Raw genomic sequence first — 11,833 nt, 5'->3', positions numbered from 1 at the left:
GGCGCAAATGGTGCCGGCTAGAGGCTTCGAACCCCTGACCCCCTGATTACAAATCAGGTGCTCTACCAACTGAGCTAAGCCGGCCCGCAGCCGCCATACGGCGGCGCCTGGCGGTGGTCAATTCGGCGCCAGCGCGGATCAGGCGACGCCGAACGTCCAGCCTTCCGTGCGGCGCACGTCCGCGGCGAGGCCCGGTGGGTGCCAAAGTTCGACCCGATCGGCGTTGGCGCGTAGCCAGGCGGCAGTGAGGATCGCGTCGGTCGCGTGATCGTCATATCGGGCAAGCGGCGCGTGCGGCGCGCTGCCGATGGCGGTCAGGGCGGCGTCGAGCGCTGCGGCGTCGCGCAGCTTGCTGCGGCCGCGCGGCAGTCCGGCGGCGCGAGCGGCAATTGCGGTGTAGATCTCCACCAACGTCGCCCCGCTGGTCGGCAGCGGATCGAAGGGCCAGACCGGCACCTGCCCCGTCAGCCGGTGCAGCAGGCGCATGCCGGCGAAGCTCGCCTTGGCGACCTGCGCCGCGCCGATCGCATCATACACCGTGGTCGGCTTGGTGGCGCCGTCATTGGCGATTTCACAGGCGCGCCAGTGCAGGAAGTCGCGCTTTGGGCCGTCCGCCGCGCCAAGATAGAAGTGGCGGCCACGGCGCTGCTCCAGAAACGAGGCGGCGCCCAGATCCTCGTCATCGCTGTGCGCATCGACATAGGCCCACAACTCGGCCGCGCTGGTCGTCTCCGTCTCGCCCGGCAGGTGCGCGCCGCGGGCGACGAACGGCGCGGAGAAGCTGCAGTCGATCCCCACGAGCAGGGGTGCGTCGGCATGACCCAGCAGCCATTCGAGGATCTGCGTGCGCGACCATGCGCCGCTGGGCGGTGCGATGAGCCGAGGCGCCTCGCTGCCGGCGTCACATACGGCAAGCGCAATCCCCTTGTGGCGGCGGCCCTTGGCGCCCGACCAGTCGATCGCCGCGAACTGCCGGTAATGCGTCAGGGCCGCGGTCCGAAGTCGGCGTGCTGCGCCTTGGTCGCGCGATCCCACCAGGCGCGGCGGATCACGTTGCGCACCCGCTCGGTGTCGGCAGCGGCGTAGCGCACGAGCACGCCGGGCCAGCGCTCGTAATGCGCGGTCTGCCAGAAGGTCGCAGGATCCGTGTACAGCAATATCACCTTCTCCTCGAGCGGGGTCGCGACATGAAAGCTGCCGGCCTCCCGCCCCGGCGACACGAATGCCTTGTTGTTCACCTTCGGACAGGGCACACCGTAATACGGCGCCATCACGACATCGGGCAGCCCGCAGGCGAACGCCACGACATCCGCCCAGTTCTTCATCGCAGGTCGCGGATAACGTCGGCGGTGAAGCGCGCGATGTCGAAACGGGTGCCAGTCGGATCCTCGCCGCGGCGCACGATCACCAGCTTCTCCGAAGGCACGACCATGACATATTGGCCGCGATTACCCTGCGCCGAATAGCTGCCCGCCGGCAAACCTTCCTTCGCACCGAACAGCCACATGGTCGCGCCATAGCCCGGGCCGTCCGCCGGCTGCGGGCCGCTGGGCGTCGTCATGTAGCGCATCCAGCCGGCTGGTAGCAGGCGCTTGCCCTGCCACACGCCGTCCTGCAGCCAGAACTGGCCCAGCCGCGCGAGATCGCGCGCAGTGGTGTAGACCTGGCTCGAAAGAATGAAGTTGCCGTGCCAGTCGGTGCCTGCCGTCGTGTGCTGCATCCCGAGCGGGCGGAACAGGCGCTGCGGCCAAGCGGCGTAGCGCGCGCCGTTGTTCATGGTCGCGCGAATGGCGCGAGCAGCGAGCATGATGTCGTTGTTGGCGTAGCGGAACCGCGTCCCGGGCTTCACCTCCAGCGGCCAGCCGACCGCCTGATCGGTGACGGTGGTGCCGCCGAAATAGATCGCGTCTGTACGGTTACCATAATGATCGCTGTGCAGGCCCGACGACATGCGGAGCAGCTGATCCAGCGTGATCGCGCGGCGCGAATCGGGCGCGACGCGCCATTCGGGGATATTCGCCGGCTTCTTAGGGTCGATATTTAGTTCCTGCACCGCCATGCCGACCAAAGTGCCCGCGATGCTCTTGGCCACCGACCAGGTGCGGTTAGGCACGAACGGTCCGAAGCCGTCGGCGTATTGCTCGCCGACGACACGGCCGTTGCGCAGCACGACCACGCCGACCGTCTCGCCCTTATACGTGCTGCGATCGAAGGCGCGGTTGATCGTGGTGGCAAGTGCCCGAACGGGGCGTGGGCTGATCCCGCGATCGCCCATCGGCCAGGGACGGGCATCGGCGGGCACCGGCAGCGGGCCGGGCCAGGCTGCCACAGGCCAGAGCCGCGAACTCGCGCCGATCGGGGCGAGCACGCAGCCGATCTCCGGCGCCCAATCGGCCCGGCGGGGCGGCAGGTCACCGGGGAACGAGACCGTGACGCTGCGCGCCTTCTGGTCGATCGTCGCGCGCAGGCGCGGCAGCAGCGGCTGATATTCGGGGTAGATGCCGCGCAGCTCGACCGCCTCCACCTGCGCCTCCGTCCGCCCGGCAACGATCACGCCCTCGCACAAGGCCAGCGCCTTGTAGCCGGCCGCCACGGCATGTTCGTAGGCCGTGGAGCGATCGGCGGCGATCACTTGTGCCGAGGCCGGCGCGGCGGCGAGCGGAAGCCCGATCAGAACGGAGGACAGCGTGCCGATGGCCAATCGGCGAAGCGACGGCGCGCGGGAAAGGATCGTGTCGACAGAACGTGCGCCGCTAGCGCGCGTCAGTGTATCTTGCTTCAACAAACGATCCTTTATTTACCCGCCGTCGCGCGTCGCCAGCGTTACGCCGCCGCAATGGTCGCAATCAACCGGCGTCAGCGACGATCCGCACCGGCACGCCTTTCGCCGCCGGCGTTTTCGATTCCTCGTCATGCCAGCTCAGCGGAATGAGCGGGTTCAGCTCGGGATAATAGCCGCCGATACAGCCGCGCGGCAGCAGGAAGGGCGTGACGGTCAGGCCACCCACACGCCGGTCCGTTCCATCGTCCGCGTCGCTGGCGAGTGCGACGACCTGCCCCTCCTTTAGTCCGGCGGCGGCGATATCGTCCGGGTTCATCAGCACGACATCGCGCGTGCCCTCCACACCGCGCAGTCGATCCGAATAGCCGTAGATCGTGGTGTTGAACTGATCGTTGGAGCGCAGCGTCATCAGCCGCCAGCGGCCCTCCTTGTCCTCCGTGCCCCAGCTATTCAGCTTTTTCGGGAGGGTGAAATCGGCCTTGCCGCTCTTGGTCTTCCACACGCGGTCGCGCGCCGAATTGCCGCGGTAGAAGCCACCGGGGGTGAAGACGCGCTTGTTGAAGTCGTGGAACTGCTCGGGATAGGTTTCCTCGATGGCGTCGCGGATCAGCGCGTAATCGGCGATCCAGTCATCCCAGCGCACCTTCGGATTAGGTGCCAACGTGGCCTTGGCGATCCCCGCCACGATGGCCGGCTCCGAGATGAGGTCTGGCGAGGCGGGCGCTGCCCGACCAAGCGAGCCGTGGATGCAGCTCAGGCTGTCTTCCATCGTCACGGCCTGCGCGCCGGTCACCTGCATGTCCTCTTCCGATCGGCCAAGGCACGGCAGGAGATAGGCGACCTCGCCGTTGATCAGGTGGCTGCGATTGAGCTTGGTGGCGATCTGCACGGTGAGGCGCATCTTCGTCCAGGCCGCCTCCATCCGCTCATGCTCGGGAATGGCGCGGACGAAATTGCCGCCAAGCCCGATGAACGCCTTCACCTCGCCCGTCAGGATCTTTTCGCAGGCATGTACGGTGGTGAGGCCCTGGTCGCGCGGCGGCTCGAACCCGAACTGTTCCGCCAGCTTGTCGAGCGGCACCAGCTCCGGCTTTTCGGAAATGCCGACGGTGCGCTGCCCCTGCACGTTGGAGTGGCCGCGCACCGGCGAAACGCCCGCACCGTCGCGCCCGATATTGCCTTTCAGCAGGAACAGATTGACCAGTTGCTTGATGTTGTCGCTGCCGTGGACGTGCTGGGTCAGCCCCATGCCGTACATTGCGATGGAGCGCTTTGCGTCGACATAGACGTCCGCCGCGGCCTTTAGGTCGGCACGGGCGAGGCCGCTTTCGCGCTCGATCTCGTCCCAGCTGACGGCATCGACATGCGCCTTCAGTGCCTCGAACCCGTCGGTGTGCTGTTCGATGAAGTCCACGTCGAGAACGTGGACCTTCTCCGCCGCCCAGCGCTGCTCCTCACGCGCGAAGACATGCTTCATCATGCCGGTGATCGCCGCGATATCGCCGCCGGTTTTTACCTGGTGATATTGGCAGGAGATTTCCGTCGCGGCGGGCGTCAGCATCTCCTTGGGGCTTTGCGGGTTCTTGAAGACCTCCAGCCCCTTTTCTCGGATCGGGTTGAAGGTGACGATCTTGCACCCGCGCTTCACCGCTTCCTGCAGTGGGTGAAGCAGGCGTGGCGAGTTTGTTCCCGGGTTCTGCCCGAAGAAAAAGATCGCGTCGCACAGCTCGAAATCGGAAAGCACGCAGGTGCCGACCGGCGATCCGGTCACTTCCTTCAGCGCCACGGACGTCGTCTCGTGGCACATGTTCGAGCTGTCGGGCAGGTTGTTGTGCCCGTAGAGCCGCGCGAAGAGCGCATAGAGATAGCTGGTCTCGAGGCTAGCCCGGCCTGACGCGTAGAAGACGGTCGACTTGGGATCGAGCGCCTTCAACTCGCGGCCGATGCCGGCAAACGCCTCGTCCCAGCTGCACGGCACATATTTGTCGGTCGCCTGATCGTAGCGCATCGGATGGGTCAGTCGCCCCGTCTGCTCCAGATCATAATCCTTCCATCCCTTTAGCTCGGTGACGGTATGGTCGGCAAAGAATTCGGGCGTGCAGCGGCGCGCGGTCAGCTCCCACAAGGTCGCCTTTGCGCCATTCTCGCAAAATTCGAACGTGTGCGGGTTCTTGGGCTTGGTCCACGCGCACGACACGCACATAAATCCGCCGGGCTTGTTCTGGCGCCGCAGAGTATCGAGCGCGGCTGGCCGCGCCCGTTCGCGCAGCGCGGTCTCGACGATGCCGCGCACCGATCCCCAGCCGCCTTCCGTGCCGGTATAATGGACGGTGCCCTCCTGCTCGTCCGTTTCCCAACCCTTCGCCATGACTGTCTCCTCGCTCTTCAAGCGAAACCATCGAGGCGCTGCTTAGATGCATGGAAAACCGCCCTAAGTGCAGCGGCTTCCGCAAATCATAGGCTGATCAGTCGAAACCGCTTGATCAGGCCTACCGGTCGGCACGTCGTTTTCGCCAGAAGTCGAGGCGCTTCTTGATCTCTCGTTCGAAGCCCCGCTCTTCGGGCGCGTAGAATTCGCTCCGCGGATCGTCGACCAGCTCGGACGGCAGGAACTGCTGGCCCGAAAAGGCATCGGGGAAGTCGTGATCGTAGCTGTAGCCGTCATGGTAGCCCAGCTCCTTCATCAGGCTGGTCGGCGCGTTCAGGATGTGCAGCGGCGGGTTCAACGATCCTGTGTCGCGCGCCAGACTGAGCGCAGCGTTGAACCCCTTGTACGACGCATTAGACTTGGGCGCGGTCGCGACATAGGTGATCGCCTGCCCCATGAAGAGCCGCCCCTCGGGCCAGCCGATCCGGCGAAAGGCGTCCCACGCGGTCATCACCTGCACCAGCGCCTGCGGATCGGCCATGCCGACGTCTTCCGACGCCGCACAGGCGAGGCGCCTGAAGACCACATTGGCGTCCTCGCCCGCGCTCATCATACGGGCCGCCCAGTACAGCGCGGCTTGAACGTCGCTGCCCCTCAGGCTTTTGTGGAAGCAGCTGAGCAGGTTGTAGTGATTGTCCTGCGCCTTGTCGTACAAAGGCGCGCGCTTCTGCAGGATCCCGCCCAGGTCTTCGGCCGAGAGCGTCCGCTCGGACCCAAGCTGGAACAGCTCTTCGCACAGGTTCAGCAGATACCGTGCGTCGCCGTCGGCCATGTTCTTGAGCGCGGCGCGGGCGTCCGGGGCGAGTGGCAGCGGAACACCCTCATTCGCCTCGGCGCGCTGTAACAGCAGTTCGAGCGCATCCTGTCCGAAGCTTTCGAGCGTAAAGACCCTGGTGCGTGACAGGAGCGCGCCAACCAAGCTGAAGCTCGGATTTTCCGTGGTCGCGCCGATCAGGATGATCGTGCCGTCCTCCACATGCGGCAGCAGCGCATCCTGAGTGGTGCGATTGAAGCGGTGCAACTCGTCGATAAACATCGCGGTCTGCTTGCCGGCGCCGTCGCGGAGCTTGCGGGCCGCCTCGATGTGCCGGCGCAGATCGGCGGTTCCGGACAGTACGGCGGACAGCTGGACGAACGCCAGACCTGCCTCCTGAACGACCAGCCTCGCGATCGTCGTCTTTCCGACGCCCGGCGGCCCCCAAAGGATGAAGGACGCGATGCGCCCGCGGGTAAGCATCCGGCGCAGCGCACCATCGTCGCCGAGCAGGTGCGCCTGCCCGATCACGTCGCCCAGCGATTGCGGACGCAGGCGTTCGGCAAGCGGCGCACCGGCAATGGGGTCGGCCGGCGCCTTTGGCGTGCCGAAGCCGGCGAAAAGATCAGCCATGCGCGCTCACATAAGCCTTCCGGCGCGACTTTCCCACGGGGGTTGACCAGAGCAGCTTAAGATATATCTTGATTGTATCTTAAGGAGCATGCGAGATGGACGACGAAGCACCAACGGGCAAGGGCCAGAACCGCGGCGGCGGGCCGCGTCGCGCCGGCCCGCGCATGGCTGCCGGGCAGGGCGGCAAGGGCGAGAAGAAGCGCATGGGGCCGGGCGCACGTGCGGCGGCCGGCGCCGCTGCCGGAGCGGCGATCGGCGTGGGTGCAGCGCGCGGCGCCAAGATGGCCGCGAAGCGAGCGGCTGGCATGGGTGCGGGCGCCGGTGCCGGTGCACGGGCGCGCGCCGGGGCAAAGGCCGGCGCCCGTGCGCTGGCCGGCCGTGGGCTGGGCAAGGGCATGGCGAAGCTCGGCGGGCTGCGTCGGCGCCGCATGTTCGACGGCGGCGAATTGCGCCTCGTCCTCCTGAAGCTGATCGCGGACGAGCCGCGCCACGGCTATGAGCTGATCAAGTCGATCGAGGAGCTCGCCGGCGGCGGCTATGCACCATCGCCGGGCGTCATCTATCCGACGCTCACCATGCTCAGCGAAACGGGGCATGTGGCGAGCGAGGACGATGCCGAAGGCCGTCGTCGTTTCTCGATCACCGATGCCGGCCGCGCCGAGCTGTCCGACAAGGACGAGCAGGTCGGCAAGCTCCTCACGCGCCTGTCGACCACGGGCGAGAAGCACAAGCGCGTCGACGCCATGCCGGTGCGCCGCGCCATGACCAACCTGAAGGTCGCGCTGCAGGATAGGCTGAGCCGCGGCGAAACCAAGGACGAACTGCTGTTGCAGGTCGCAGCCCTGATCGATGAGGCCGCGCAGAAGATCGAGCGGCTGGACTGATGCCACGAGACCGGCGGCTGTGTGCCGCCGGTCTGTTCCAAAGCCGGGTTATTCCTGCGGCGGCACGGTTGAGGCGGCATCGCCCGCCTGCAATCCGTGCCGCATCAGCATCGGCACGTTGCCTACCGCAAACAGCAGGGTGAGGGGGATCGCGCCCCACAGCTTGAACCCGACCCAGAAATCGGTGGTGGTGTGGCGCCAGACGGCTTCGTTCAACACTGCCATGACGACGAAGAACAGGGCCCAGTTGCGCGTCAGCTTGCGCCAGCCGAGCGGCGTTAGGCCGGGATAGGCGCTTTCCAGCAGCATCTGCAGCAATGGCCGACCCGTGGCCAACCCGATGCCCAGCGTGGCGGCGAAGATACCATAGACGAACGTCGGCTTCATCTTGATGAAGCGTTCGTCCTGGAACCAGATCGTCAGCCCACCGAAGACGATCACCAGCGCGCCCGAAATCAGCAGCATCGGCGGGATGTGCCGTGTCTTCCACCAGGAAATGGCGAGCGCAGCGACCATGGCGATCATGAAGGCGGCAGTCGCCGCGATGATCCGCGCGATGGCCGGGCCAGGCGTCAGGAAGTTGAAGGCGAAGAACACGATCAGCGGCCCGTAATCGAGCGCGAGCCGCAGGCCGGGGGTGGACTTACGCGTGTCGGTCACCGTCAACTCCATGCGCCCGCCATGTGGCAGCAGGCGCTGCTTGATTGCCCGCGCGATCGGCAGACATAGTAAAAGTCAGAACAGCTCAGCGTCGCGGCGGTTCAACCGGTGCGATCGACGCCGGCTATGATGCGGCTGACTTCGTTGGGATCGAAGGGCCTCAGATCGTTCATCGACTCGCCGACCCCGATGGCATGGATCGGCAGGCCGTAGCGCTCTGCCGCGGCGACCAGCACGCCGCCGCGCGCCGTGCCGTCCAGCTTGGTCATAACGAGGCCGGTTACTCCGGCGACTTCCTTGAACACCTCGATCTGGCTGAGCGCATTCTGCCCGGTGGTCGCATCGAGCACGAGCACCACGTCGTGCGGCGCGGCGGGATTGATGCGGCCGAGAACGCGGCGGATCTTCGCCAGTTCGTCCATCAGCTCGCGCTTGTTCTGAAGGCGTCCGGCGGTATCGACGATCAGCACGTCGATACCCGTCTCGGTCGCCTTCTTCACCGCATCCCACACGATGCCGGCGGCGTCGCCGCCCTCCGGCCCGGTGACGATCGGGACGCCCACGCGCTCGGCCCAGGTCGCGAGCTGACCGATGGCGGCGGCGCGGAAGGTGTCGCCGGCGGCGAGCATCACGCCGTAATCCTGCTCCATGAACAGGTGCGCCAGCTTGGCGATCGTCGTCGTCTTGCCCGATCCGTTGACGCCGATCACCAGGATGACCTGCGGACGCGGAAAGGCATCGATCTCGAGGGGCTTGGCGACTTGCGCCAGGACCTTCTCGACCTCCTCAGCCACGACCAGTCGGATACCGAGCTCCTCCATGTTCCGCTCGAAACTGCCGTCGGCCAGCCGCGTGCGGATGCGCGTCGCCGTTTCCGGACCGAGGTCGGATGCGATCAGCGCCTCCTCGATCTCCTCCAGCGTGTTCTCGTCCAGCCGCGCGGTGCCGAGCCCGGCGAGATTGCCGACCAGCCGATCGGACGTGCGGCGAAAGCCGCCAAGGAGCTTGTCATGCCAGGAACGCTGGTCAGTCATGCAGAAATTCCAATGAGATGATCTGGGGCGGCGCCGGTGATGCGAACCGATCGGATGGCTCCGATCGTTCCCGATGTGGTTGCCGATAGGGCAGTGGCGTCGGCGGGCAAAGCCTTGGCGGCCTGATCTGGCCAGGCCGCGTCGGCCAGCCTAACCTCCGCGAAGTTCTCCGCATGGCCGCGGTCGCCGGGCTTCTCCACGACGATCCGGTGCTCGGTGCCGATCTGCGCCGCAAGCCACGCCTGCCGCCGCTCACTCGCTGCGGCACGGAGTTGCGCCGCACGTGCCTTAGCGGAGGCCGGTGCCACCTGCGGCATCCGCGCAGCCGGCGTGCCCGCGCGTGGCGAAAAGGGAAACACATGCGCCTGCACGATGTCGCAATCGTCGAGCAGTGCCAGCGTGTTGGCGAACGCCGCTGCATCCTCGGTCGGAAAACCCGCGATCAGATCGGCGCCGACGGCAATGTCGCGCTTGGCCTTCAGCCTCCCCACCATCGCCACCGCCTCGGCGCGCAGGTGACGCCGCTTCATCCGCTTCAGGATCAGATCGTCGCCCGCCTGGAGCGACAGGTGGACATGCGGCATGACGCGCGGCTCGCCGGTGATCAGGTCAAACAGCCGGTCGTCGATCTCGATCGTATCCAGCGACGACAGCCGCAGCCGTGGCAGCGCCGGCACGCCCACCAGCACAGCCTCGACCAGCGCGCCGAGCCCGCCCTCGTAGCTCGTCAAATCGACGCCTGTGAGCACGATCTCGCGTGCGCCCTCCGCGACCAGATCGGCGGCAGCAGCCACGATCCGACCGATCGGCTCCGACCGGCTTGGGCCACGCCCGCTCGGGATCGCACAGAATGTGCAGGCATGATCGCAGCCATTCTGCACCGCGAGAAAGGCGCGCGCATGGCGACGCGCCGGCTTCCGGTTCGGGAATGCGCCCCATGTCGCCGGCAGCAACTTGGCCGCATTCGGAACGACCCGGTCGACCTCCGGCATGGCGGCGAAGCCCGTCCGGTCCATCTCGGACGCACAGCCCGTGACGACGATCTCAGCCCCCGGCCGGTCCCGCCGCGCCCGCCGCACCGCAACGCGGGTCTGGCGCATCGCCTCGTTTGTCACACCACAGCCGTTGATCACCACCATATCCTCGGCACCGACGAGCCCGCGAATCGTTTCGCTCTCGGCAAGGTTGAGACGGCAGCCCAGCGTGATCACATCGGGCGAACGGGAGGATAGCATGAGCGGCGATCTAGGGAGTGAGCAGGCGTTAGTCCACGACGAGGCGCAGGAGGTGCTGGACTTCTGGTTCGCGATCCCGATGGAAAAGCAGTTTGGCCGAGATGCGGCGCTCGATGCCGAGATCGCCTCGCGCTTTGGTGCTTTGCGTAAGGAGCTGTGCCGCACCAAAGCCGCCGCGTGGCGCGACGATCCGGACTCGCTACTCGCCGCGATCGTGGTGCTCGATCAATTCTCCCGCAACATCTATCGCGACTCAGCCAAGGCGTATGCCGCCGATCCGCTGGCCGTGGAGCTATGCCGGCTCGCGATCCAACGCGGTTGGGAGAGCCGCTACGCCACCGAGGAGCGCGCGTTCCTTTACATGCCGCTGATGCATGCAGAGGACATCGCGCTGCAGCGGCTCAGCGTGACGAAGTTCGCCGAGCTTGGCGGCGACAATTTGCCGTTCGCGATCGGGCATCTCGAGGTGATCGCCCGTTTCGGCCGTTTCCCGACGCGCAATGACGCGCTCGGGCGCGAGACGACGCCCGACGAACGCGCGTATCTCGACGGCCCGGACGACGAGAACGGACCGCCCAAGGCGTAAGGGAGCCTTCCGCGCCCGACCGAGCGGCTATTTGCCCTCGAACACCGCCGGGCGCTTCTCCAGCAGCGCGGCCACGCCCTCGCGGTGATCCGCCGTCGCGTGGCTCACCGCCTGCGCGGTTGAGGCGGAGTCGAGCGCCTGATCGTAGCTGCTTGTCTGCCCCTGCCGCAGCAGCGACTTGGTCAGGCGCAGTGAATGCGGCGGCAGCGCGGCGATCTTGCCGGCGAGCGCGAGTGCCTCGTCCATCAGCGTGTCGTGCGGCACGACACGGCTGACGAGCCCCCAGTCCGCCGCCATGGCGGCGTCGATCACGTCGCCGGTGAAGAACAATTCGGCCGCGCGGCTCATGCCGATTGCGCGCGGCAGCAGCCACGAGCCGCCATCGCCGGGCACCAGACCCAGTTTCAGGAAGGTGACGCCGAACTTCGCCTTGTCGCTGGCAATGCGGATGTCGGCCATGCAGGCGACGTCGCAGCCGAGCCCGATCGCCGGCCCGTTCACGGCGGCGATCACCGGCATGTCGAGCGAGAAGAGCGCACGGGCGATCCGGTGGATGTTGCGCTGGTAATGGCTGCGGATGCCGAGCCCCGAGCCGGAGAACGGGCCTTCGGGATCGGCCATCTTCTTCACGTCGCCACCGGCCGAGAAGGCACGCCCTTCGCCGGTCAGAATGACGCAGCGGATCGCCATGTCGGCATTCAGCGCGTCGCACGCGGCGCGTACCGCCTCGCCGTCGCCATCCGCGCCCAGCGCGTTCATGGCATCGGGCCGGTTGAGGCGTAAGATCGCGATCGAGCCGCGCACTTCGGTGGTCACAACAGTCATGAACAGGTCTCC

At 66.7% G+C, this 11,833-nt stretch carries 11 protein-coding genes and 1 tRNA gene; 2 read left to right on the top strand and 10 right to left on the bottom strand.

Features of this window, described 5'->3' with window-relative positions:
* Positions 1 to 8: 8 nt before the first annotated feature.
* The 6 genes from SPDO_RS11395 to SPDO_RS11370 all read right to left on the bottom strand — a co-directional run bounded on the left by SPDO_RS11395 (position 9) and on the right by SPDO_RS11370 (position 6,597).
* A tRNA-Thr gene (locus tag SPDO_RS11395) sits at positions 9 to 84 on the bottom strand.
* 54 nt (positions 85 to 138) lie between these two features.
* Complete coding sequence (locus tag SPDO_RS11390; RefSeq protein WP_245829415.1) at positions 139 to 1,035, bottom strand: hypothetical protein; 897 nt, start codon at positions 1,033 to 1,035, stop codon at positions 139 to 141.
* Positions 984 to 1,325: a hypothetical protein gene (locus tag SPDO_RS11385; protein ID WP_088367626.1), complete on the bottom strand. Its 342-nt coding sequence runs from the start codon at positions 1,323 to 1,325 to the stop codon at positions 984 to 986. Before SPDO_RS11385 ends, SPDO_RS11390 begins: the two co-directional genes overlap by 52 nt.
* Complete coding sequence (locus SPDO_RS11380) at positions 1,322 to 2,782, bottom strand: serine hydrolase domain-containing protein (protein WP_245829414.1); 1,461 nt, start codon at positions 2,780 to 2,782, stop codon at positions 1,322 to 1,324. Before SPDO_RS11380 ends, SPDO_RS11385 begins: the two co-directional genes overlap by 4 nt.
* A 64-nt stretch (positions 2,783 to 2,846) precedes the next feature.
* Positions 2,847 to 5,150: an FdhF/YdeP family oxidoreductase gene (locus SPDO_RS11375; RefSeq protein WP_088367625.1), complete on the bottom strand. Its 2,304-nt coding sequence runs from the start codon at positions 5,148 to 5,150 to the stop codon at positions 2,847 to 2,849.
* A gap of 121 nt (positions 5,151 to 5,271) precedes the next feature.
* The gene (locus SPDO_RS11370) at positions 5,272 to 6,597 is read right to left on the bottom strand and encodes a replication-associated recombination protein A (protein WP_088367624.1); all 1,326 of its coding nucleotides are present in this window, start codon (positions 6,595 to 6,597) and stop codon (positions 5,272 to 5,274) included.
* Between the two features lie 95 nt (positions 6,598 to 6,692).
* Between SPDO_RS11370 and SPDO_RS11365 the strand changes: the two genes are divergently transcribed.
* Positions 6,693 to 7,481, top strand: a complete 789-nt coding sequence (locus SPDO_RS11365) for a PadR family transcriptional regulator (RefSeq protein WP_211280072.1) — start codon at positions 6,693 to 6,695, stop codon at positions 7,479 to 7,481.
* A 48-nt stretch (positions 7,482 to 7,529) separates the two neighbouring features.
* On the opposite strand, the gene SPDO_RS11360 is transcribed toward SPDO_RS11365, so the two are convergent.
* The 3 genes from SPDO_RS11360 to SPDO_RS11350 all read right to left on the bottom strand — a co-directional run bounded on the left by SPDO_RS11360 (position 7,530) and on the right by SPDO_RS11350 (position 10,410).
* Positions 7,530 to 8,153, bottom strand: a complete 624-nt coding sequence (locus SPDO_RS11360; protein WP_088367623.1) for a septation protein A — start codon at positions 8,151 to 8,153, stop codon at positions 7,530 to 7,532.
* An 89-nt stretch (positions 8,154 to 8,242) separates the two neighbouring features.
* On the bottom strand, positions 8,243 to 9,175 hold the full coding sequence (ftsY, locus tag SPDO_RS11355; protein ID WP_088367622.1) for a signal recognition particle-docking protein FtsY: 933 nt from the start codon (positions 9,173 to 9,175) through the stop codon (positions 8,243 to 8,245).
* Positions 9,172 to 10,410, bottom strand: coding sequence for a MiaB/RimO family radical SAM methylthiotransferase (locus SPDO_RS11350; RefSeq protein WP_088367621.1), 1,239 nt, complete (start codon positions 10,408 to 10,410; stop codon positions 9,172 to 9,174). The genes ftsY and SPDO_RS11350 overlap by 4 nt, the downstream gene beginning before the upstream one ends.
* On the opposite strand from SPDO_RS11350, the gene SPDO_RS11345 reads away from it, so the two are divergent.
* Positions 10,409 to 10,996: a DUF924 family protein gene (locus SPDO_RS11345; protein WP_088367620.1), complete on the top strand. Its 588-nt coding sequence runs from the start codon at positions 10,409 to 10,411 to the stop codon at positions 10,994 to 10,996. The two genes, SPDO_RS11350 and SPDO_RS11345, sit on opposite strands and share 2 nt — an antisense overlap.
* A 27-nt stretch (positions 10,997 to 11,023) precedes the next feature.
* On the opposite strand, the gene SPDO_RS11340 is transcribed toward SPDO_RS11345, so the two are convergent.
* Positions 11,024 to 11,821 carry a crotonase/enoyl-CoA hydratase family protein gene (locus tag SPDO_RS11340; RefSeq protein WP_088367619.1) on the bottom strand — a complete coding sequence of 266 codons (798 nt, stop codon included), beginning with the start codon at positions 11,819 to 11,821 and terminating at the stop codon, positions 11,024 to 11,026.
* Positions 11,822 to 11,833 lie beyond the last annotated feature (12 nt).

Source organism: Sphingomonas dokdonensis (assembly GCF_002197685.1).
Taxonomy (GTDB): Bacteria; Pseudomonadota; Alphaproteobacteria; order Sphingomonadales; family Sphingomonadaceae; genus Sphingomonas; species Sphingomonas dokdonensis.
Note: the sequence above shows the minus strand (reverse complement) of the source record. Positions and strands in the feature narration are given on the sequence as shown.

Bases quoted from the DNA above. Each gene is read 5' to 3' on its own strand.
- SPDO_RS11385 (WP_088367626.1), bottom strand. From the start codon at position 1,325: ATGAAGAACTGGGCGGATGTCGTGGCGTTCGCCTGCGGGCTGCCCGAT.
- SPDO_RS11375 (WP_088367625.1), bottom strand. From the start codon at position 5,150: ATGGCGAAGGGTTGGGAAACGGACGAGCAGGAGGGCACCGTCCATTAT.
- SPDO_RS11370 (WP_088367624.1), bottom strand. From the start codon at position 6,597: ATGGCTGATCTTTTCGCCGGCTTCGGCACGCCAAAGGCGCCGGCCGAC.
- SPDO_RS11365 (WP_211280072.1), top strand. From the start codon at position 6,693: ATGGACGACGAAGCACCAACGGGCAAGGGCCAGAACCGCGGCGGCGGG.
- SPDO_RS11360 (WP_088367623.1), bottom strand. From the start codon at position 8,153: ATGGAGTTGACGGTGACCGACACGCGTAAGTCCACCCCCGGCCTGCGG.
- ftsY (WP_088367622.1), bottom strand. From the start codon at position 9,175: ATGACTGACCAGCGTTCCTGGCATGACAAGCTCCTTGGCGGCTTTCGC.
- SPDO_RS11345 (WP_088367620.1), top strand. From the start codon at position 10,409: ATGAGCGGCGATCTAGGGAGTGAGCAGGCGTTAGTCCACGACGAGGCG.
- SPDO_RS11350 (WP_088367621.1), bottom strand. From the start codon at position 10,410: ATGCTATCCTCCCGTTCGCCCGATGTGATCACGCTGGGCTGCCGTCTC.
- SPDO_RS11340 (WP_088367619.1), bottom strand. From the start codon at position 11,821: ATGACTGTTGTGACCACCGAAGTGCGCGGCTCGATCGCGATCTTACGC.